The 20,293-nt window shown below is 63.9% G+C and carries 19 protein-coding genes and 2 pseudogenes; 9 read left to right on the plus strand and 12 right to left on the minus strand.

Annotated elements, in window-relative coordinates; translation table 11 throughout:
- Positions 1-67 precede the first annotated feature (67 nt).
- The 11 genes from AWY79_RS05635 to AWY79_RS05690 form a co-directional block, all read right to left on the minus strand.
- Positions 68-1,279, minus strand: a complete 1,212-nt coding sequence (locus AWY79_RS05635) for a bifunctional 3,4-dihydroxy-2-butanone-4-phosphate synthase/GTP cyclohydrolase II (RefSeq protein WP_066807030.1) — start codon at positions 1,277-1,279, stop codon at positions 68-70.
- A 232-nt stretch (positions 1,280-1,511) separates the two neighbouring features.
- On the minus strand, positions 1,512-2,213 hold the full coding sequence (locus AWY79_RS05640; protein ID WP_066801411.1) for a GGDEF domain-containing protein: 702 nt from the start codon (positions 2,211-2,213) through the stop codon (positions 1,512-1,514).
- A 235-nt stretch (positions 2,214-2,448) separates the two neighbouring features.
- The gene (locus tag AWY79_RS05645; protein WP_066801415.1) at positions 2,449-3,183 is read right to left on the minus strand and encodes a glycosyltransferase family A protein; all 735 of its coding nucleotides are present in this window, start codon (positions 3,181-3,183) and stop codon (positions 2,449-2,451) included.
- A 2,357-nt stretch (positions 3,184-5,540) separates the two neighbouring features.
- On the minus strand, positions 5,541-5,867 hold the full coding sequence (locus tag AWY79_RS05655) for a DUF5684 domain-containing protein (RefSeq protein WP_066801419.1): 327 nt from the start codon (positions 5,865-5,867) through the stop codon (positions 5,541-5,543).
- A 121-nt stretch (positions 5,868-5,988) separates the two neighbouring features.
- The gene (locus AWY79_RS05660; RefSeq protein WP_066801421.1) at positions 5,989-6,648 is read right to left on the minus strand and encodes a riboflavin synthase; all 660 of its coding nucleotides are present in this window, start codon (positions 6,646-6,648) and stop codon (positions 5,989-5,991) included.
- A gap of 69 nt (positions 6,649-6,717) precedes the next feature.
- Positions 6,718-7,518: a substrate-binding periplasmic protein gene (locus AWY79_RS05665; protein WP_066801424.1), complete on the minus strand. Its 801-nt coding sequence runs from the start codon at positions 7,516-7,518 to the stop codon at positions 6,718-6,720.
- A gap of 41 nt (positions 7,519-7,559) precedes the next feature.
- Positions 7,560-8,225 carry a substrate-binding periplasmic protein gene (locus AWY79_RS05670; protein WP_066801426.1) on the minus strand — a complete coding sequence of 222 codons (666 nt, stop codon included), beginning with the start codon at positions 8,223-8,225 and terminating at the stop codon, positions 7,560-7,562.
- A gap of 139 nt (positions 8,226-8,364) precedes the next feature.
- Positions 8,365-9,498: a bifunctional diaminohydroxyphosphoribosylaminopyrimidine deaminase/5-amino-6-(5-phosphoribosylamino)uracil reductase RibD gene (ribD, locus tag AWY79_RS05675; protein WP_233491013.1), complete on the minus strand. Its 1,134-nt coding sequence runs from the start codon at positions 9,496-9,498 to the stop codon at positions 8,365-8,367.
- The gene (locus tag AWY79_RS05680; RefSeq protein ID WP_066801434.1) at positions 9,470-9,928 is read right to left on the minus strand and encodes a deoxycytidylate deaminase; all 459 of its coding nucleotides are present in this window, start codon (positions 9,926-9,928) and stop codon (positions 9,470-9,472) included. The genes ribD and AWY79_RS05680 overlap by 29 nt, the downstream gene beginning before the upstream one ends.
- An 86-nt stretch (positions 9,929-10,014) precedes the next feature.
- Positions 10,015-10,809, minus strand: coding sequence for a substrate-binding periplasmic protein (locus AWY79_RS05685; RefSeq protein WP_066801437.1), 795 nt, complete (start codon positions 10,807-10,809; stop codon positions 10,015-10,017).
- A 47-nt stretch (positions 10,810-10,856) separates the two neighbouring features.
- The gene (locus AWY79_RS05690) at positions 10,857-11,060 is read right to left on the minus strand and encodes an FmdB family zinc ribbon protein (RefSeq protein ID WP_066801439.1); all 204 of its coding nucleotides are present in this window, start codon (positions 11,058-11,060) and stop codon (positions 10,857-10,859) included.
- Positions 11,061-11,342: 282 nt separating this feature from the next.
- On the opposite strand from AWY79_RS05690, the gene AWY79_RS05695 reads away from it, so the two are divergent.
- The 9 genes and pseudogenes from AWY79_RS05695 (at position 11,343) to AWY79_RS05725 (ending at position 19,081) form a co-directional block, all read left to right on the plus strand.
- Positions 11,343-11,876: a periplasmic heavy metal sensor gene (locus AWY79_RS05695; protein WP_066801442.1), complete on the plus strand. Its 534-nt coding sequence runs from the start codon at positions 11,343-11,345 to the stop codon at positions 11,874-11,876.
- A 166-nt stretch (positions 11,877-12,042) separates the two neighbouring features.
- Positions 12,043-12,861 carry a DUF4405 domain-containing protein gene (locus tag AWY79_RS05700; protein ID WP_066801445.1) on the plus strand — a complete coding sequence of 273 codons (819 nt, stop codon included), beginning with the start codon at positions 12,043-12,045 and terminating at the stop codon, positions 12,859-12,861.
- 4 nt (positions 12,862-12,865) lie between these two features.
- Entirely contained in the window at positions 12,866-14,707 is a 1,842-nt protein-coding gene (locus AWY79_RS05705; protein ID WP_066801448.1) for a two-component system sensor histidine kinase NtrB, read from the plus strand.
- A 9-nt stretch (positions 14,708-14,716) separates the two neighbouring features.
- Positions 14,717-16,190: pseudogene (locus tag AWY79_RS05710) on the plus strand (sigma-54-dependent transcriptional regulator).
- A gap of 594 nt (positions 16,191-16,784) precedes the next feature.
- Positions 16,785-17,315, plus strand: coding sequence for an RHS repeat domain-containing protein (locus tag AWY79_RS19315; protein WP_066801456.1), 531 nt, complete (start codon positions 16,785-16,787; stop codon positions 17,313-17,315).
- A 242-nt stretch (positions 17,316-17,557) separates the two neighbouring features.
- Complete coding sequence (locus tag AWY79_RS05720) at positions 17,558-17,944, plus strand: hypothetical protein (protein WP_133986980.1); 387 nt, start codon at positions 17,558-17,560, stop codon at positions 17,942-17,944.
- A gap of 46 nt (positions 17,945-17,990) precedes the next feature.
- A pseudogene (locus AWY79_RS18660) lies at positions 17,991-18,140 on the plus strand (RHS repeat-associated core domain-containing protein); the annotation flags it as partial.
- A gap of 21 nt (positions 18,141-18,161) precedes the next feature.
- Positions 18,162-18,506 (plus strand): hypothetical protein, encoded by a 345-nt coding sequence (locus tag AWY79_RS19320; RefSeq protein ID WP_233491065.1) that lies wholly within the window; start codon positions 18,162-18,164, stop codon positions 18,504-18,506.
- Between the two features lie 338 nt (positions 18,507-18,844).
- On the plus strand, positions 18,845-19,081 hold the full coding sequence (locus AWY79_RS05725; RefSeq protein WP_066801461.1) for a hypothetical protein: 237 nt from the start codon (positions 18,845-18,847) through the stop codon (positions 19,079-19,081).
- A 29-nt stretch (positions 19,082-19,110) separates the two neighbouring features.
- Here the strand turns inward: AWY79_RS05725 and AWY79_RS05730 are convergent, their stop codons facing one another.
- Positions 19,111-20,160, minus strand: a complete 1,050-nt coding sequence (locus AWY79_RS05730; RefSeq protein WP_233491014.1) for an SGNH/GDSL hydrolase family protein — start codon at positions 20,158-20,160, stop codon at positions 19,111-19,113.
- Positions 20,161-20,293: the final 133 nt, after the last annotated feature.

Raw genomic sequence — 20,293 nt, forward strand, 5'->3', positions numbered from 1 at the left:
CCTACTGTATGAAATATATAGCGGTGTAATATGTTACGAGTTCAAGAAAAGTCAACTCGCGCGCGGGCTACTTCCCGTCCACCTTGAGCAGGTGGTGCATCTTGTCGCGCTTGGTCTTGAGGTAGCGCTCGTTCAGCTCGCAGGAACCGACCTCGATGGGCACGCGCTCCACGACCTCCAGTCCGTAGCCCTCCAGGCCGACCATCTTCTTGGGATTGTTGGTCATGAGCCGCATCTTGGTCACGCCGAGCGCCACCAGGATCTGGGCCCCGGTGCCGTATTCGCGCAGGTCCGGCGGGAAGCCGAGCTTGACGTTGGCCTCGACGGTGTCGAGCCCCTGGTCCTGCAGGTGGTAGGCCTTGATCTTGTTGCCCAGGCCGATGCCCCGGCCTTCCTGGCGCATGTAGACCAGCACGCCCTTGCCCTCGTTGCGGATCATGCACATGGCGTCGGCCAGCTGGGGGCCGCAGTCGCAGCGCAGGGAGCCGAACACGTCGCCGGTCAGGCACTCGGAATGGACCCGGACCAGGGTCGGCTCGTCGGGATGGATGTCGCCCATGTACAGGGCGATGTGCGTTTTGCCGTCGGCCTCGGAGTGGAAGGCGGCGGACTCGAAGTTGCCCCAGCGGGTGGGCAGGTGCGCCTCGGCCACCTTGGTCACGGACTTGCCGTCGAACTTCATGCGGTAGGCGATGAGGTCGGCCACGGAGCAGATCTTCAGCCCGTGCTTCTTGGCGTATTTTTCGAGGTCGGGCATGCGGGCCATGGAGCCGTCCTCGTTCATGATCTCGCAGATCACCGCGGCGGGCTTGAACCCGGCCAGGCGGGCGATGTCGCTGCCGCCCTCGGTCTGGCCGGCGCGCACCAGCACGCCGCCGTCCTTGGCACGCAGGGGGAAGATGTGGCCCGGAGTGACGATCGCTTCCGGCCCGGCCCCGTCGGCCACGGCGGCCAGCACGGTGGTCGCCCGGTCCTTGGCGGAGATGCCGGTGGTCACGCCCTCGCGCGCTTCGATGGAAACCGTGAAATTGGTGCCGAAGCCCGACTCGTTCTTCTTGGCCATCAGCTCCAGGCCGAGCGCGTCCGCCATCTCGTTGGACATGGGCAGGCAGATGAGCCCGCGGCCGTGGGTGGCCATGAAGTTGATCAGTTCCGGCGTGACCGCCTCGGCGGCGCAGACCAGATCGCCTTCGTTCTCGCGGTCCTCGTCATCCACCATGATGACCATTTTGCCCTGGCGGATATCCTCAATGGCTTCTTCGATCTTGCAAAGGGACATGCTGTCTTCCTCGATGATGTTGTACCCGAAAAACGCGGGAAAACCCGCTTCCGACGCCATTCGGCGGGGAACCAATGTACTTAGCGCAAATGGCCTCGCTGGGAAAGGGGAAAATTCCCCGTCGAAAGCGTATTTAAATCAGATAGTTGTGTAATGACATGCAGGGGGGCGGCCCGGCGTCGTCCCCGCCGTGCCCAAAGAATAAGCATCCATCAAAGGATGGCAACCGGGATCAGACCAGGGGCAGCTGGCGTTCGTGTTCGGCCACGTGCATCAGGGTCTGATTGCGGCCGTTTTCCTTGGCCCGGTGCAGGGCGTGGTCCGCGGCCAGCACCAAGGCGTCGCGCAGCCCACCCTTGCCCGGGACCACGGACTTCAGGTCGGCCACGCCGCAGGACACGGTCACCTTGACCTCCGGCCCCTCCAGGCTGATGTCGTTGACCTCCACCACCATGCGCAGCTTCTCCGCGGCCTGGACCGTTTTTTCGGCGCCGGATTCCGGGATGATGATCACGAACTCCTCGCCGCCGTAGCGGGCCACGATGTCCGAGGTCCGGATGTTGGCCGACAGCAGCCGGGCCACCTCGGCCAGGGCCAGGTCGCCCAGGGGATGGCCGAAGGTGTCGTTGACCTGTCGGAAGTGGTCGATGTCCACCATGATCAGGGACAGCTCGTTGCCGTAGCGCCGGGCGCGGTCCACTTCTTCGTCCAGCCGGTCGAAGAACCAGCGGCGGTTGGGCAGGCCGGTCAGGTCGTCGTGGGTGGTCAGGGTGGCTATCTTGTCGTTGGCCGTTTCCAGCAGCCGCATGAGCCGGCTGGCCGCCGCCACGGAGATGGCCAGCACCACCAGGGAGGCCCCGAGCAGGGCGATCACGGTTAGGGTGCGGTCGTCGAACAGCGCGGCGGGGAGCAGGGCGAGGACGATCACGGCCACGGACAGGCCAGCGCGGCGGGGGGGGGGGGGCGAGGACGATCACGGCCACGGACAGGCCGGACTGGATCAGGAACGCCCGCCATGCCTGGCGGCGGAGAGTTCCTTTGGTGGTCTGGGTCATGGACGACTTCCCCTTTGATCTGGTGGAGCTGGCGTATTGTACGCGGATCGGGAAAAAAGAAAAGTGGGCGCGGGACCCCCATCGCTCGGGGTGTCCCGCGCCCGCTCGGGCGGATCAGGCCAGGACCGGGCCGGTCCGAGCGCCGAGTACGGCGGGAGGCGCAAGAGGCGCGCCGCGCCGTGCTATCAGGCCGTCCAGGAACGCCCGTTGGCGCGAGGACAGGGCCGAGGAGTCCAGGCTCCTGCCCGCGTCGTGGATGCCGACCACCTCTTCCAGGAGCGTCACGCTGCGTGCGCTGCGGTGCCAGTCCCGCATGTTCAGGAATGCGGAACCCGGTTCTCCGTGGTGACGCCAGCCGCCGCAGCGGTCCATGACCAGGCTTCGCGACAGGCACAGGCAGAGCAGGTCCAGGTTGTCCGGCCGGAAGAGCGGGGTGCGCTCGAACTCCGGCAGCAGGGGCTGGCCCAGGGTCAGCTGGGTGTCGATGCGCCCGATGACCATTTCGGCGTCGAAGTGACGGCGGTACAGGTCCAGGGCGTTGGGCTTGAGCACGTTGTCGTCGTCCAGGAAGACGATTTTATCGCCGCCCGCGAGTTTGAGGAGCGTGTCGCGGACGCCGTTGCCCCGGTTGTGGTCGCGGGGCAGGCTGAAGGTCCGGACCGGGTAGGCGCATTCGGGTGCGCACCCCCTGGTCCCGTCGAAACCGATGAGAATTTCCACCTGTCGCCTCTCCAGCCCGGCGAAACGGGCCGCGCGCTCGACGGAGTCCACCGCGTTGCGGAGCGCGTTCGGCCGATTGCCGGTCGAAGGGGTGACGATGGAAAACAGAATATCGCCGTCCATGGCCATATTGGTGTCTCCCTCCCGCATCCGTGCGGGGTTGGTGGGGCGGGTGGCCCTGATGATCGTCGGTGGGGTGGCCGGGAGGGACCCGGCGTGTCCTTTTGATGTATCGGTGTTTGGGGGGATTTGTTTAGGGGGAGTAATGGGGTTTATTTGTTTTTTGGGAGAAGAGAAGAGGAAGAAAGAGCCGTCGCTGTCGCTCCTCCAAGTTTTTTTGGAGCCCTCCCGGCGGGGTTCTTTCTTTTCCGGGCGAAAAAGAAAGAACCAAAGAAACGCCGGGGGGGTAGCCCTCCGCCCGAGTTTGGCCGCTGAGAATCCGATCCGCTCGGGGCGGCTCCATCCGATCAAAAGTAAAGTGCGAGTCTCCACGGGAACGCCCCTTTTATGTGGGACCTCCGGGCCACGAAAGCGGAGCCGCCGCCCCTTCGCGGTCGGCTTCTAGGCGTCCAGAACAGGGCTCGCTGCGTGCTGCCTGACGGTACGAAGGGCGAATGAAGAGGGGCCTTCGAACGGGACTTCGGGGTAGGAGAGCCACTGTTTGAGGCTGCGCCTCAAAGGTGTTCCATGGGAGGGCCGTTGGGCGGGGGTTGGGTGATGAGAGCCGCTGTTGGGGCTGCGCCCCAAGGCGCTCCAGGGGTGCTAAGGGCGGAGGTTTGGGGGTGACGGCTTTTTGAGGCTGCGCCTCAAAGGCGCGAGAGGGGATGGTTTGGAGTTGAATCGGCCAGGGCGTGTTCCACCTCTTTTGCCGTCCCTCTCATGCGCGGAGATCATTACCGCGCTACTCCCTCTTCCTCTCATCCACAAAAAGAAATCCGTACACTCTCCCGCCAAATTCTCGGCCTCCCGCACTCCACCTCTTCCGCACGCCCCTTCACGCTCGGACAATCCCGGCCCGGAGAGCGGTCATTCGGAAACCGGGGCCTAGAGCCTGTTTCAAGCGCCGAAGCGAAGCCCGACTGAGTCTGCCTCGGCAGACATGCCGTCAGGGCAGCGAAAGGCGCTTACAGGCTCTTGGCCACTGTTTTCGCGCCGCCGCACAGCAAGCGCACTTTTTGCTTACTTTTTGGGGCGCAAGCCAAAAAGTAAGGCGCTGTAAGAGCGCAAAACGGTCTATCTCAACAGGAAAAACCCCAGACGCGGACGCGCGGACGTCATTACCGCGCTTCTCCCTCTTCCTCTCATCCATAAAAAGGAATCCGCACTCACTCCCGCCAAACCCACAACCTCCCTGCGCTCCGCCTCTTCCACACGCCCTCCCACGCTCGGACAGTCCCGGCCCGAAGAGCGGTCGTTCGGAAACCGGGGCCTAGAGCCTGTTTCAAGCGCCGAAGCGCAGCCCGACTGAGTCTGCCTCGGCAGACAATGCCGTCAGGGCAGCGAAAGGCGCTTACAGGCTCTTGGGCACTGTTTCCGCGCCGCCGCACCGCAAGCGCACTTTTTGCTTACTTTTTGGGGCGCCAGCCAAAAAGTAAGGCGCTGTAAGAGCGCAAAACGACTTCTCGCGACAGGGGTACATCAGACGCGGACGCGCGGGAGCCACCACCGCGCTTCTCCCTCTTCCTCTCATCCATAAAAAAATCCGTACACTCTCCCGCCAAATCCTCGGCCTCCCCGCAAACCGCCTCTTCCGCCATCCCTCCCACGCTCGGACAGTTCCGGCCCGGAGAGCGGTCATTCGGAAACCGGGGCCTAGAGCCTGTCTCAAGCGCCGAAGCGGAGCCCGACTGAGTCTGCCTCGGCAGACATGCCGTCAGGGCAGCGAAAGGCGCTTACAGGCTCTTGGCCACTGTTTCCGCGCAGCCGCACCGCAGCGCACTTTTTGCTTACTTTTTGGGGCGCCAGCCAAAAAGTAAGGCGCTGTAAGAGCGCAAAACGGTCTCCCGCAACAGATAAAACCCCAGACGCGGACGCGCGGACATCATTACCGCGCTCCTCCCTCTTCCCATGCACTAGGAAAAGGATTCCGCACACTCCACACGCCAAAATCCGCAGCCTCCCCGCGCCCCGCCTCTTCCACCATCCCTCCCAAGCTCGGACAATCCCGGCCCGAAGAGCGGTCATTCGGAAACCGGGGCCTAGAGCCTGTCTCAAGCGCCGAAGCGGAGCCCGACTGAGTCTGCCCCGGCAGACATGCCGTCAGGGCAGCGAAAGGCGCTTACAGGCTCTTGGCCACTGTTTTCGCGCCCCCGCACCGCAAGCGCACTTTTTGCTTACTTTTTGGGGCGCAAGCCAAAAAGTAAGGCGCTGTAAGAGCGCAAAACGGTCTCTCGCGACAGGCAAAACTCCAGACGCGGACGCGCGGACGACTCTTCCGCGCTCCTCCCTCTCCTTCCCTTCGCCCCTAAGGGCACCCCCACCAACCGCTATGCGGCGTAGGGCTGGAAACGGCTGCCGCCGAATCCCAGGATGGGATAGAAAAAAAAGGGCAGGAAATACAGGCCCACGGCGAAGATGCCGGGCTGGCCGAAGCGGCGGGCTATGGCCAGGGAAAGCAGGGCAAAGAGGATCAGGTTGACCAGCGGGATGAAGTACCCGATGAACCAGTACCACTCCTTGCCGCCGATGCGGTTGAGCACCCACAGGTTGTAGAACGGGATCAGCGAGGCCCAGCCGTATTCGCCGGCCTTGTCGAACACTTTCCACATGCCGACGATGACGGCGATCAGGATGATGAGATTGATGATGGTCATGCGGTCCTCCTCGCGGACAGGGGTGATGGTATTCCGGTATCCGCGCGGGGAGATTTCGTCAAGCGGGCGAAAATAAAGGCGCGTCCTTCCGGGCGCGCCTGAGTGGTCGTGCTTGGGGGGGCTAGAAGCCGTGTTCGCGCAGGTAGTCCATGGTGATGCCGGAGCCGGACTTGGCGTCCGCGCTGCCCGCGGTCCAGGGCTGGACCATGCGCTCCACGTACTTGCCGATGATGTCGGTCTCCATGTTCACCCGGGTCCCGGGGGTCCAGCCGGAGATGGTGGTCACCTTCTGGGTCTCGGGGATGATGTTCACCTCCAGCCAGGTGGGGGCGCAGGCGTTGACCGTCAGGCTGATGCCGTCCAGGGCCACGGACCCTTTGGGGATGACGTAGCGTCCGTCCGCCGCGTCGAAAGACAGTCGGTAGACCTTGGATTCACCCGCGGGGCGCACCTCGGCCACCTCGGCCAGACAGTCCACGTGGCCGGACACGATGTGTCCGCCGAAGCGGTCGCCCATGGCCATGGCCCGTTCCAGGTTGACCTTGCCGCCCACGCGCAGCCCCCCCAGGCTGGTCACGGACAGGGTCTCGCGGCTGGCGTAGCAGGTGAACCAGTTGTCCCCGAAGGTTTCCACGGTCAGGCACACGCCGTTCACGGCGATGGACTCGCCGAGTTCGATGTCTGGCAGGTCGAAGAGCGCCTTGATGCGGAACCGCGTCTCATTGCCCCTGGTGTCGGCCGCCTCGATGCGGCCCATGCCCATGATCAGTCCGGTGAACATAGAAGAATCCTCGTTTCAGAGATTGGATGGCCCGTTGTAGCAGCCGGGAGGCCGGGTGTAAATCAGGGGTCAGTTCAGGTAGTCGTCCAGGATCTGCCGGAAACGGCTCCGCTTCCTGGCCCGGTCGAGGGCTTCCTGGAATTGCTTGACGACCACTTCGCAGACGTCCTTGTTGAAGGCGAAGTAGACCGGGGTCTCGCGCAGGACGTACACGGTCTCGAAGTCGTCGACGGTCAGCCCGGAGCGGGCCGCGATCTTGTCCCAGGAGAGTTCCTCGTAGGCGACCATATCCAGCCGGTTGTTCATCAGCTTGTCGATGTTCTGGCGCATGTCGGCCACGGGCTGGATGCTGGCGATGGTCTGGTAGGCTGTCAGCAGGGTGTCGGAGACGTCGCCGCGCAGGGTCCCCACGGTCATCCCCCTGAGATCGTCCAGGGAGTCGAGCCGGATGGCGCGGTCCTTGCGGGCGATGAGCACGAACCGGACGGCCATGATCGGCCCGACCCAGTGGAACAACCGCTCGCGTTCCGGGGTGCGGGCCATGCTGAAGAGCACGGTTCCCTTCTCGAAGCGGACCCGCTCGTACCCCCTGGCCCAGGGCAGGACTTCCACGGGTTTCGGAGGCATGCCCAGCTCCTCCCATACCATTCGCAGCAGCTCGTAGGAAACGCCTTTCAGGTCGCCGTTCTCGGTGTAGTTGAAGGGGTAGTATTCCTCGGTCAGGTAGGTCAGCCCGGGCAGGGGCTCGGCCAGTGCGGGCCGGGCGGACGGGGCCAGGAGCAGCACGAAAAGCGTCAGCGCGGCCAGGGCGAGCCCGGGCGAGTGCCGGTGCGTCGCCTTGAGGGCGGAAACGGGGAAGTGGCTGACCATGGGACGACCCTTAGCAGGAGGCTTTCCGGCTGTTAAAAACGTCAGATTCCATAATAGTTGAGCAGATTCTTGTATTCCGGGCTTCTTCTGACCCCGTCCAGGGCCTCCTGAAAACGCCGGATGAGCTCCGGCGAGGTCTCTTTGTTGAAGGCGTAGAACAGGGAGTCCCGGCTCAGGACCCAGAGTTCGGTGATGTCGGAGAACGGGCGGCCCATGTCCCTGAGGGTGGCCCTGAGGCGGAAGCGGTCGGTGGTCAGGGCTTCGATGCGGCCGGAGTCCATCATCTTCAGCGCGTTTTCGAGTTTGGAGGCGATCATCACCGGAATGCCCGCCCGTTCGAGCTTGATGGTTGCGGCCGCATCACGCAACCCGGCGATCCGGTACGTGGCGAGGTCTTTGAGGGATTCGGCCCGGAGAGCCCGGGCGCGCAGGGCGTAGACCGCGAGTTCGCCCTCGATGATGGGGCCGACCCACCTGAATTGCGTTTCGCGCTCGGCGGTTCGGTAGGTGGAGAAAATAACGGCGTGTTTTTCTTCCCGGAGCGTGTAGTACGCCCGGACCCAGGGCACGATCCTGATGGGCTGTGCCTTCTCGCCCATCCGCTGCCACATGAGCCTGAGCACGTCCACGGCCAGCCCGGTCGCTTCGCCGTTCACGGCGAAGCTCAACGGCGGCAGGTCCTCGGTCAGGTAGACGAGGTCCTCCATTCGGCCGGTTTCGTGCGCAAGACAAGGGGCGGCCATCAACAGGCTGCACAGGAAAAAAAGGCAGTTGAAAAAGAAAATCCCCATTCAAAAACAATAGCTAATACCGGCCCAATAGGCAAGAGCGGCGCGGGGCGGAGGGTTATCGGGGGCGCAGGGTCAGCATGACGTCGTCGCCGGACAGCTCGACATCCACCAGCCGCAGGTTCACGGCCTCGGCCATGGGGATGTGGCCGCGCCCGGAGTAGGCCGAGGGCGCGGAGGCGTCGCCCAGTATGCGAGGGGCCGCGAAATGGACCACTTCGTCGGCCAGCCCCTGGTTCAGGAGGGCCAGGGCGAACCGTCCGCCGCCTTCGCACAGGGTGTAGTGGCAGCCGCGCTCGTAGCGCAGCCGCTCGAACCCGCAGGGCAGGGCCAGCGCTCCGGGATTGCCGGGCAGGGGCCAGACCGAGGTGCCCCGGCTGCGCAGCGCGTCGGCCCGGGGCGAGACCGCGGCCTCGCGGGTGGTCATGAAGATGGCCCGCTCGGGGCGCTCCCGGAGCAGGGTGAACCGCGCCGGGTCCTCGGGCAGCCGCGAAGTGACGATCACGCCCAGGGGCTGCTCGAAGTCGTCGGGCAGTCCCTGCTTGCGGCAGGTCAGGCTGGGGTTGTCGGCATAGAAGGTGTTGCCGCCCACGACCACCGCGTCGACCTTTGAGCGCAGGTCGTGGACCCGGGCGAAGGACTCCGGGCAGGAGACCGGCTCGGGCCTGCGCGCCGAGGACGCGATCTTGCCGTCCAGGGTGGCGGCCATTTTGAGGATGTTGAAGGGCGAATGGGAGTTCTGCCAGAGCAGGAAATCGGCGATCAGGTCCCGGCAGCGCTGTTCGAGGACGCCCGTCTCCACTTCGATGCCGTGTTCGCGCAGGGTCTCGACGCCTCCCGCGGCCACCGGGTTGGGGTCGCGGGCGCCGACCACCACCCGGGCCACGCCGGCCTCGATGAGGGCCTCGGTGCAGGGCGGGGTCTTGCCGTGGTGGTTGCACGGCTCCAGGGTGACGAACATGGTCAGGCCGCTCGGGTCCACGCCTTTGGCCCTGGCGTCGGCCAGGCACTCGCGCTCGGCGTGGGGCTTGCCGTAGCGGGTGTGCCAGCCCGAGGCGACCACCCGGTCGCCGGAGACCAGGACCGCGCCCACGCAGGGGTTCGGGGCCGTGGCGCCACGACCCCGCAGGGCCAGCTCCACGGCCAGCCCCATGTATTCCTCGCTAGCTGAAGTCGCCTTCCATAAAGACATAATTGACCCCGGCTTCCTGGAGCATTTCTTCCGACAGCGCGTCGGGATAGTTTTCGGCGAAATAGATGTTCTCGACGTTGCAGTTGATGAGCATCTTGGTGCACAGGATGCAGGGTTTGGTGGTGCAGTAGATGTCGCACCCCTTGAGGTCCAGCCCATGGGTGGCGGCCTGGATGATGACGTTCTGCTCGGCGTGCAGCCCCCGGCACAGCTCGTGGCGCTCTCCTGAGGGAATGCCGAGCTTGTCGCGGATGCAGCCGACCTCTTCGCAGTGGGCGATGTTGGTCGGCACGCCGTTGTATCCGGTGGCCAGGATGCGCTTGTCGCGGACCGCGATGGCCCCCACGGCTCTGCGGGTGCAGGTGGAGCGCTGGGCCACGAGGTGGGCGATGCGCATGAAGTAGTCGGGCCAGGGCATTCTGTTGGGCATGATGTTCCTCGTTCGGTCGGAGGTCGGGGCCGGTTCGGTCCACCTATCACTTCTTGCCCCGAAAGGAAACGGGGTCGGAGGCGGGTTTATTTCCAGTCCCGGACACCGTAGCGCTTGAGGATGGCCTCGAGCCTGCCGCTCCTGCGGAGCGCGTCCATGCCCCTTGAAAGCATCCGCGCGTATTCGCCGGACCGGGGCTTGCCGGGCGCAAAGGCGATGTAGACCGGCTCTCCCTCTTCGGGGGAACCGGCGTACCGGATCTCGTCGGTAATATTCAGCCGGAGCGTCTCGCTTTCCAGGGCGGACCGCTCGGCCACCACGGCGTCGATGCGCCCCTCGCGCAGCTTGCAGAGGTTGTAGACCAGCGGGGAGATGCCGCCTACTTCGTCCACCTTCAGGACCTTTTCGGCGATCATGGCGTCGATTTCCCTGCCGTAGGAGTAACCGCGTGCCGTGCCGAAGATCCGCGTCCCGAGCGAATCCCGGTCGGAGTAGGTCCAGTCGGAATCCTTCAGGGTATAGAAGCCGATCCGGGCCATGCCGCTCTCGTTGTCCGGAAAGATGAAGCCGGGCGCGTCGTCCCTGAGCGCGCCGACGACCCCGTCCACGCCGCCGTTGCGCGCCTCGTCCACGGCCCGTTTCCACGGCATGACCACATATTCCACGGTGTGGCCGCTTTCCTCGAACACGGCGCTGGCTATGTCGATCATGAAACCGGGCAGGTCCGCCTCGGGGGCGCAGTTGAACGGACACCAGGCGTCGGCGGCCAGGATCAACCGTTCGGCCAGAACCCGGTTCGGGAAGACGGCCGTCAGGGCCCAGGCGAGCAGGACGGTCGCGAGCAGGGCGGGGCTGGGATGGGGAATTCGGCAAGTGGACATGGCGGTCGGCGGAACCGCCCCGGACCGGGGCGGGAAAATCAGACGCCTCACCCCCCGCCCGAGCCGCAGCTCAGATTCTTCAGGACCTCGGGGTCGGGGCCGCTTCCCTGGACCCGGGAGGCGCACGCACTCATGAGCTTCTCGGTCTGCATCGACCCGCACCTGGGGCAGGGAGGGACGGCGTCGCGGGAAAAGACGAGTTCCTCGAACTCGTTCCCGCAATCCTTGCAACCGAACTCATAGATTGGCATTGTGCAATCTCCCGCAACCCATTGGCGTAACCGCTAGCGAGTTTTTTCTTTCGGAGCGGGGGATGTCAAGGGTTTTTCCTTGCACGTTGCACAAAATATGTGCAAAATGTGTGCATAAGACTGCACATTCGACGCGCGGACGGGATGTGGCGAACTGGGTAAATTGTCATTTATTACGAAGTGTTGTCTGTTTGGCATGGCGTATGCTTTAGAAGGGCAGAAGGACGCACACTCCCTTCTTCCTGATTGCATGAACGACAACCCTTTTAGGAGGCAACCCAAATGACGAAGAAGAACGTTTCCATCGCGGCGCTGGCAGCTGTCCTGGTTATGAGCATGGCCGCTTTCGCCGTGGCCGGCCCCGGTTACGGGCGCGGTTTCGGCGGTGCTTGCGGCGGTCCCGGCTACGGCCAGGGCAACGGCTATGCCCAGCTGACCCCGGAGAAGCAGGCCGAAGTGCAGGCCGTGTACGACAAGTTCGAGCCCCAGTTCGACCAGCTGCGCGAGCAGATGTGGACCAAGCACAGCACCCTGCAGGCCCTGGTCAACGGCGGCAAGGCCGACGAGAAGACCATCGGCGGCCTGGTTTCCGACATTTCCAAGCTGCGCACCCAGATGTGGGACCTGCGCCAGACCATGTCCGATGAGCTGGTCAAGGTTTCCGGCATCGCCGGTTTCGGCCAGGGTCCGCGCTTCGGTCGCGGCGACTGCCCCGGCTACGGCGGCGGCCAGGGGTTCGGCATGGGGCGCGGCCAGGGCCGCGGCATGGGCTACGGTCCCGGCATGGGATACGGCCCCGGTTCCATGATGAACTAGCGGCGAGCGACGATTTTTCCGATTAACACGGAAAACAGGATATTGCGGGACAGGCGGCGTGGTGCCGCCTGCCCCGCAAAATGCATATTCAACCGCAGCAAGCGGCGGACGCAACGAAGCGGGAATGGCGGCTTCGCTTCATCACAATCCGTGAGGAGGATCACCGATGTTTCGCAAGATCACATCCCTGACCGCGTTTCTCTCGTTCATCGTCACGCTTTTCACCAGCGTCATCCTGTACATCGTACCGGAGGGGCGCGTTGCCTATTGGGCCGACTGGCATCTGCTCGGCCTGACCAAATCCCAGTGGGGCGACACCCACATCACCGTTGGCGTCCTGTTCATCGTGGCCCTGCTGCTGCACATCTGGCTCAACTGGAAGCCGCTCATGGCCTACATGAAGAACAGGGCCCGCGAGATGGTCGTCATGACCGCGCCCATGATCGTCAGCTTCGTGCTGACCTTCGTGGTCTTCGCCGGAACCCTGGCCGGGCTGCCGCCCATGCGCCAGATCCTCGATTTCAGCGCCTCCATCAAGGACGCCGCCACCGAGACCTACGGCAATCCGCCCTACGGCCACGCCGAGACCAGCCCGCTCAAGAAGTTCTGCGGCTTCCTCGGCCTGGACGTGAACAAGGCGCTCGAAGCCCTGCGCGCCGCCGGGTACGATCCCTCCATCAACGAGAACACCCTGGTCATGGACATCGCCCGCTCCAAGGGCGTCAGCCCGCAGCAGGTCTATGACGTGATCCGGGGCGGACAGGGCGCGGACCCGTTCTCCATGATGCCCCCGCAGCCGCCCGAAGGGACCGGCAAGATGACCATCGCCACCGTGTGCAAGACCTACGGCCTGGACATGGCCGAGGTCCTGGCCCGCCTGGAGGCCAAGGGCGTCACGGCGGACGCCGGGAGCACCTTCAAGGAGCTCGCGGAGACGAGCGGCGTGTCGCCCAAGGAACTCTATCTCTACGTAAGGGGCGAATAGCCGCATGGATGTCGTCCACCCGGAAGGAAGGGAGAAGGGTCCCCTGGTCGCCCTGGTCCTGGCGCTCATCGTGCTGGGGCTGGGGAGCCTCTATCTGACCTGGCAGTCCATTGCGCAGCAGCGCAAGATTGTCGAGGATCACATGATCATGACCGGCAACTCCATCCTGCGCGGCGTGGACAACAATATCTTCCGCATCGCCCGGACCCTGCGCATGGGCAACCAGTCCGCGCCCCTGTTCCGGACCATGACCGAAGAGCTGTTCACCGAGCTGGCCAAGTCCGAGGACATCGAGTTCGTGACCCTGTTCGACCGGTCCGGCCAGCCCCTGGTGACCTCGGTCAAGGAGGGCATGCATCCCATCTTCCAGCTGCCGGAGGCCGTGGCCGAGGACATCGAGCCGGGCCGCGCGTGGCACGTCATGGCCGAGGTCGGCAAGACCAGCGTCCTGCTCTCCGGGTTGCAGGTCCGTTCCGGCATCGCCGCGCTCCTCGGCCTGGAAGAGCCCGGCGGAGAGCACGGGGGCGGCCATGGCCAGCGCCGGGGGATGGGACCTGGCATGGGACCCGGCATGGGACCGGGCATGATGTTCGACGACTCCCGCTCCTCGGTCTACCTGGTGGTGGGCCTGAACGCCGAAAAGCACATGCGCCAGTTCCGCCAGTACCGGCAGGCCGCCACTTACCAGACCGGGTACGTGTTCCTGGCCGCCGTGGTGCTCTGGTCCCTGGCCTTCGCCTACCTGCGCAGGCGCGGTGCGAGTCGCAAACTGGTCCGGCTGGAGCGGTTCCAGAACAAGCTTCTGGACAACATGCCCGACGGCCTGGTGACCCTGGCCGAGGACGGCGAGATCCTGGCCGCCAACCGCTCGGCGCGGGAGCTTCTGGCCCCGGACGAGGAGGACGGCAGCGCTTCCCGGAACCCGCCCGAGATCGTGGGCGCCAACTGGCACGACTTCGACTTCGGCCGACGGACCGCCGAGAACAACCCCTCCGGCCCGGTGGAATGGGAACAGTTCGACTACCAGGACCGCAGCCTGGAGATTCTTTCCCTGCCCTTCCAGGAGCACGACGAGGACGAGGCCTCGGAGTCCCGGCAGTTGCTGGTGCTCATCCGCGACCGCACCCACATCCGCTCCCTGGAGGAGGACCTGAACGAGGCCAAGCGGCTGGCCGCCATCGGCTCCCTGGCCGCGGGCGTGGCCCACGAGGTGCGCAATCCGCTCTCCTCCCTGCGCGGCTTTGCCCAGCTCTTCGCCACCAAGCTCAAGGGCCAGGCCCCGCTGGACCAGTACGCCGCGGCCATGGTCCAGGAGGCGGACCGCCTCAACCGCGTGGTCACGGACCTGCTCTACCTGGCGCGTCCCCGCCAGCTGGACCCGTCCCCCATCGACCTGGCCAAGGTCGGCGACTCGCTCAGGCAGCTCATGCGTTTTGATTTCGAGGACAAGCAGATCGAGCCGGAGTTCGACTTCGGGGCCGAGCCGGTCTACGCCGACCCGGACGCCCTGCGCCAGGTGCTGCTCAACCTCATCTCCAACAGTCTGGACGCCATCCAGGGGTGCGCCGACTGCGACAAGCCCGGCCACATCCGGTTGACCTCCAGCCAGGGACACAAAGGGGTCTGGATCATCGTGGCCGACGACGGTCCGGGCATGGACCCCGAGATCCGGGACGAGGTGTTCAAGCCCTTCGTCACCGGCAAGAAGACCGGCACCGGGCTGGGGCTGGCCATCGTCCAGAACATCATGCGCGCCCACAAGGGCCGCGTGCTGATCGAATCCGAACCGGGCAAGGGGACCGAGATGAAGCTCTTCTTCCCGGATCACGTCGCCGAAGGCGACTAAGGAACAGATATGACCGAAGAACGCATTGCACTCATTGTCGATGACGAGCCGGGCCACCGGATGATGGTCCGCGCCGTGCTGGAGGACGACGGCTGGACCGTGCTGGAAGCCGAGTCCGGCGAGCGCGCCCTGACCGTGCTGGCCGAGGAGGCCGAGTCCGACACCTATCCCGACGTGGCCATGGTGGACATGAAGATGCCCGGCATGGACGGCATGCAGCTGCTCAAGGAATTGCAGGTCCGGCGGCCCTCCATGCCCGTGGTCCTGCTGACCGCTTTCGGCTCGGTCGGCTCCGCCGTGGACGCCATGAAGCGCGGGGTTTTCGACTATCTGACCAAGCCCGCGGACAACGACGAGCTCACCGCCGTGCTGGGCAAGGCGTATGAATACCACAAGCTTTTGGAAGAAAACGCCCGGCTGCGCGCCGAGGTGGGCAGCGAGCCGGACTTCATCGGCGGCAGTCCCGGCATCGAGCGGGTGCGCGACCTCATCGCCCAGGCCGGGCCCACCGAGGCCACGGTGCTCATCCTGGGGCAAAGCGGCACCGGCAAGGAGCTGGTGGCCGAGGGGCTGCACCGCGCCAGCCAGCGGGCGGACAAGCCGCTGATCAAGGTCAACTGCGCGGCCCTGCCCGACGACCTGCTGGAGTCCGAGCTCTTCGGCTACGAGAAGGGCGCTTTCACCGGCGCGGTCAAGGACAAGCCGGGCCGGTTCCAGCTGGCCGACGGCGGCACCCTGTTCCTGGACGAGATCGGCGAAATGCCCGGCGCGCTCCAGGCCAAGCTGCTGCGCGCCCTCCAGGAAAAGACCATCGAGCCGCTCGGTTCGGTGCGCACGCTCCAGGTGGACACCCGGATCATCGCGGCCACCACCCCCCCAGACCACCAACCCCGCGCGCCGCCCCCCGCGGCGGGGGGGGGGGGCCCCCGCCGCAAAAAAAATCATCGCGGCCACCAACCGCAACCTCAAGCGCGAGGTGGAGGCGGGGCGGTTCCGCGAGGACCTCTATTACCGGCTGGCCGTGCTCGAAATCCGCATCCCGCCGCTGTGCGAGCGCAAGGAGGACCTGCCGTTGCTGGTCAGCTTCCTGCTGCGCAGGCTGGGCAACAAGAACAACAAGATCATCCGCACCGTGACCCCGGCCTTCCTCGACGCCCTGTCCGGCTACGACTGGCCCGGCAACGTCCGCGAGCTGGAGAACGTCCTGGAGCGCGCCCTGATCCTGTCGCGTTCCGACGCCCTCGGCCCGGACCTCCTGCCGCCCCAGATCACCGGCGCGCGCGAGAACGTCATCGACATGCAGCTCCCCGCATCCGGCCGCATGGCCCCCTCACCGGCCAACCTCGAAGAGGCCGAAAAGCAGGCCATCATCCAGGCCCTTGAGGAGAACGGCAGCCACCGGGAACGGACGGCGGAAGCCCTGGGCATCAGTCGGCGCACCCTCCAGTACAAACTCAAGAAGTACGGATTGACGAGGCGGTAGGCGGCTTCCGATAGCGGTCTTTCCGCAACGCCCCGAAGGGGTGAGCCCCAGGACGGGGCGAATCAAAGCCTAGTGCGAGCGCGGGGGAAGAGCCGCTGCCGGGTGCATCGCCACCCGAATCGCTCCATTCAGGAGAGAAATACGAACCCCGCCCAACGTTCCTCTTCCGGAGCGCCTTGGGGCGCAGCCCCAACAGCGGCTTTCACACCCCGCCACTCCGTCCGAAACTCCTCTTCTGGAACGCCTTTGAGGCGCAGCCTCAAACAGTGGCTCTCCTACCCCGAAGTCCCGTCCGAAGGCCCCTCTTCCTTCGCTCTTCGTACCGTTAAGCGGCAGGGAGCGAGCCCTGTTCTGGACGCCTAGAAGCCGACCGCGAAGGGGCGGCGGCTCCGCTTCCGTGACCCGGAGGTATTCCATATAAGGGGCGCTCTCGTGGAGACTGTCCCTATACTTTTGATCAGATGGAGCCGCCCCGAGCGGATCGGATTCTTGGCGGCCAAACTCGGGCGGGGCCGCCCCCCAAAGCATTTTTCTTTGGTTCTTTCTTTTTTGCTTTGGAAAAAGAAAGAACCCCGCCGGGAGGGCTGTTAAAACTTGGAGGAGCGCCAGCGACGGCTCTCCCACAACCAGTTCGGCTCCCCGTACCAGGTTGTGGGTAAGCACGACAACGTGATAAAGGAAATCGTGTACGACCCGTTCGGCGGGATCATCGAGGACACAAACCCGGGCTTCCGCATCCCCCTCGGCTTCGCGGGCGGCCTGCACGACCGGGACCTGGGTTTCGTCCGCTTCGGCTGGCGCGACTACGACGTCAAAACCGGCAGATTGACCGCGCCTGATCCCATCGGGGATCGGGGCGGTGACCCGGGCTGGTACGGCTACTGCTTGGATGATCCGGTAAACGGGGTAGACCCGGCGGGGTTGGAAGGCTCGTCGCCAGTGCCAGGAGTTGAGTTTGATAAAAATGGAATTCCAACCAACGAACTAGGTCTGGAGCCTCCGGATTTTATGCTAGACCCCGTAATGGATTGGCTACCGGCTATCCCCGTTGGCAAAGCTGTAAAAAAAAGTCGGAGCGGCCAGTCGCAGAGCTTATCAGACAGGCAGAGAATTCAATGTCGGTAAAAATGTCCGAGTAGCCCCGTTTGGCAACAGGACAGATCACCCCTTGGGGAAATATCCTCACTATCACCGACGGGGAAAGCTCAATCCCGCCACAGGGGAACCCGTCAAGGGGCAAGGCAAGAAGCAGCATCGTCCCGCAGAAAGCAAAGAGGGTGACACCTCCTTCTGGGATCGTTTCTAACTGTGCGATAATGAGAGGAGGGGGACCCCCCCCTTTTTTTTGCAACGGAGAATATATGCTAATGAAAGTTACATTTCCTGTTTTCATCTTTGAGGGGCAGGACCTCAGCGTTTTCCTGACGGCTAAAGACTTATCTGATTATATTGAATGGTATGATGTTGAAGATGGCATCTTCAGAGGATTCGATTTCACCGGTCGCCACCTGGGGCTTTTGGTTGACGAGAACAAGGACGTCCAATGCAAAATCCTGGAAGGGGAAAATGGGAACGATGAGCTTATGAGAAGAGTCCGAACTCTTCTGCGAGACTCTACTCCTCCGATTGGAATCAGCGACAATGAAAACGCAACAAAGGCGGTTGCAGTGGGATTGTTCGTGGAACGTAGCCGAACCGCTCCGACCGTCATCCAATGGCTGAAAAGTTGCCTCGGACAGTGCCGTCGCCGGTAGTGAGGTTGTGATTCCTTCAGAATTTGTACTCCCCCGGTCGCCGGGGGTGCCCCAACCCGGCCTTCCGCATCCCGCTCGGCTTCGCGGGCGGCCTGCACGACCGGATTTGGGTTTCGTCCGCTTCGGCTGGAGAGATTACGACGTCAAGACCGGCAGATGGACCGCGCCTGATCCCATAGGGGACCGGGGCGGTGACCCGGACTGGTACGGCTACTGCTTGGATGACCCGGTAAACGGGGTGGACCCGGCGGGGTTGTTTGACTCGAATAGCCCCTTAGGACGAATATTAGAAAAGGGTTTTGACAGGTCCATGCAAATGGCCGGTGGAGGAGCTGTCGCCGGAACTGTAGGTGGGCTGGGATTTGGTACTGTCCCCGGAGCTGTTGCTGGAGGGCTGATCGGCTTTCCCGTGGGAATGCTGGAAGGCACCATCAAAGAAGGCTGGGCTAAATACAAAAAGACAAAAGAAGATCCCCGAAATGACGCTGTTGAAAAATCTCTCGACGGGAAAGAAGAGGTTTTCGACAAAGGGAAAAGGTATGATTGGAAAAACTTCAGATGATACAAATGCAATAAAGTGTGATATATGCGGTTGTTCATTGCAAATTATTAATCGAAGAAAATGGGGTGTATGGACTCTTTCCGTTGCGGTGTTGATGGCAATTGTTGCCGTGCTAGACATGCTCATTGACACCGATAATATAAACCTCTTTGGATTTGATTGGATATCGGCAGCTATATTCACGGCTCTTGGCATCTGGATTCTTCGAGGGGAGAAATATCTTCTTCGCTGTAAAAAATGCAAAATTAGCAAACTCACCAATACACCTCCAAGATGTGCTCGTGGCTAAATAGATTGCTTGTCTGAAATAGTGAGCCATACCCAATATGGAGCTGGGTATGGCTCATCAGCACTTTCTGAAATTATTCAATCGCTCTACTGAACGGGTTTCCTTCAACGTGATAAAGGAAATCGTGTACGACCCGTTCGGCGGGATCATCGAGGACACCAACCCGGCCTTCCGCATCCCGCTCGGCTTCGCGGGCGGCCTGCACGACCGGATTTGGGTTTCGTCCGCTTCGGCTGGCGCGACTACGACGTCAAGACCGGCAGATGGACCGCGCCTGATCCCATAGGGGAGAAAGGCGGCGGTCCCACGCCCCGGCTAACTCAACGCATGCGCCCTGATCTCGTCGAGGCGGGCGAGGTAGTTGGCCTGGTAGAGGGGGCCGTTGCCGAGGAAGGCCTGGGCGGCGGGCCGGTGGTTGTCGCAGAACTGGGCCATGAGCGGGTTCTTGAAGATGCGCCCGTAGTTGCGGATCATGTGCAGGGTGTTGTGGCACACGGGCATGAACTCCCCGGCGGCGGCCAGCAGGCGGGTGTAATCCTGCCGGAGGTCCAGGAAGAACGCGCCCACGGCCTCGGCCCACGGGTAGTTGTCGCGGGTGGCGAAGCGGTCGATCATGGTCTCCTCGTCCATGACGGCGGGTCGCCAGGGGCGGCTCCACTCCGGGGGCACGGCCTCGTTTTCCGAATACTCGACGCGCCCGGTTTCCAGGAAGGCGGCGATCTTGTCCGCGAGCCTGGCCCACAGGGAGCCGACGTGTTCCAGGTCGCGGCCGGCGTGCAGCCCGGTGACGCGGCCGCCGGACTCCTCCAGCCGGATCTTGAGGAACGGGCAGTGCGGCTCGATGCACCGGTCGGACTCGGACCAGGCTCCGGCGAAGACCCGGTCCGCATCCAGCACGCGCACGCCGAGTTCGTGCTCCCAAATTTTGAAATGGCTGGGCGCCTCGCGGCTCAGGCCGGACCAGCCGTTGAGGTATGAATATGGGTCCGGGCCGAAGGCCGGGTGGTGCGAGAGCCGTGAGGCGACGAGGATCGGGACCTTCGGGAACCGCTTGCGGAGCACGGCCAGGAACCGGCCGTACCGCTGCAGGTAGGTGGCCGGGTTGGGGCGCAGCCCGGTGCACTCGGCCTGGACGCGTTGGGCCAGGTCGGGCCGGGCGGCCAGGGCGGCATGGTCCAGGTAGAAGGCGAACCCGTCGCGGTTGTGGACCAGCAGCGGCGTGTTCTCGTGGAACAGGTTGAGGACCAGGAGCCGGGGCGGCTCGTCCGAGGGGGCGATGATCTCGAACTGGTTGAAGGGCGTCCTGCCGTGGAACCAGTCCTCGGCGTCGGCTCCGGCGAGCAGCTCGCGGAGCGCGTCCGGCACCGTCCCCCCGGCGCTGGGATAGGTCAGGGGGAGGCGAGCACGCGGTAGGCGGCCGGGTGGCCCAGCCCGGCCACGGCGCGGCTCAGGAAATCCATTTGACAGTTGCCCAGAAAGTACAGCATTTTCATTCCAG

It is taken from the genome of Pseudodesulfovibrio indicus (assembly GCF_001563225.1).
Classification (GTDB): domain Bacteria; phylum Desulfobacterota; class Desulfovibrionia; order Desulfovibrionales; family Desulfovibrionaceae; genus Pseudodesulfovibrio; species Pseudodesulfovibrio indicus.

Bases quoted from the DNA above. Each gene is read 5' to 3' on its own strand.
- AWY79_RS05635 (WP_066807030.1), bottom strand. From the start codon at position 1,279: ATGTCCCTTTGCAAGATCGAAGAAGCCATTGAGGATATCCGCCAGGGC.
- AWY79_RS05645 (WP_066801415.1), bottom strand. From the start codon at position 3,183: ATGGCCATGGACGGCGATATTCTGTTTTCCATCGTCACCCCTTCGACC.
- AWY79_RS05655 (WP_066801419.1), bottom strand. From the start codon at position 5,867: ATGACCATCATCAATCTCATCATCCTGATCGCCGTCATCGTCGGCATG.
- AWY79_RS05660 (WP_066801421.1), bottom strand. From the start codon at position 6,648: ATGTTCACCGGACTGATCATGGGCATGGGCCGCATCGAGGCGGCCGAC.
- AWY79_RS05665 (WP_066801424.1), bottom strand. From the start codon at position 7,518: ATGGTCAGCCACTTCCCCGTTTCCGCCCTCAAGGCGACGCACCGGCAC.
- AWY79_RS05670 (WP_066801426.1), bottom strand. From the start codon at position 8,225: ATGGAGGACCTCGTCTACCTGACCGAGGACCTGCCGCCGTTGAGCTTC.
- ribD (WP_233491013.1), bottom strand. From the start codon at position 9,498: ATGTCTTTATGGAAGGCGACTTCAGCTAGCGAGGAATACATGGGGCTG.
- AWY79_RS05680 (WP_066801434.1), bottom strand. From the start codon at position 9,928: ATGCCCAACAGAATGCCCTGGCCCGACTACTTCATGCGCATCGCCCAC.
- AWY79_RS05685 (WP_066801437.1), bottom strand. From the start codon at position 10,809: ATGTCCACTTGCCGAATTCCCCATCCCAGCCCCGCCCTGCTCGCGACC.
- AWY79_RS05690 (WP_066801439.1), bottom strand. From the start codon at position 11,060: ATGCCAATCTATGAGTTCGGTTGCAAGGATTGCGGGAACGAGTTCGAG.
- AWY79_RS05695 (WP_066801442.1), top strand. From the start codon at position 11,343: ATGACGAAGAAGAACGTTTCCATCGCGGCGCTGGCAGCTGTCCTGGTT.
- AWY79_RS05700 (WP_066801445.1), top strand. From the start codon at position 12,043: ATGTTTCGCAAGATCACATCCCTGACCGCGTTTCTCTCGTTCATCGTC.
- AWY79_RS05705 (WP_066801448.1), top strand. From the start codon at position 12,866: ATGGATGTCGTCCACCCGGAAGGAAGGGAGAAGGGTCCCCTGGTCGCC.
- AWY79_RS05720 (WP_133986980.1), top strand. From the start codon at position 17,558: ATGAAAGTTACATTTCCTGTTTTCATCTTTGAGGGGCAGGACCTCAGC.
- AWY79_RS05725 (WP_066801461.1), top strand. From the start codon at position 18,845: ATGGCTCATCAGCACTTTCTGAAATTATTCAATCGCTCTACTGAACGG.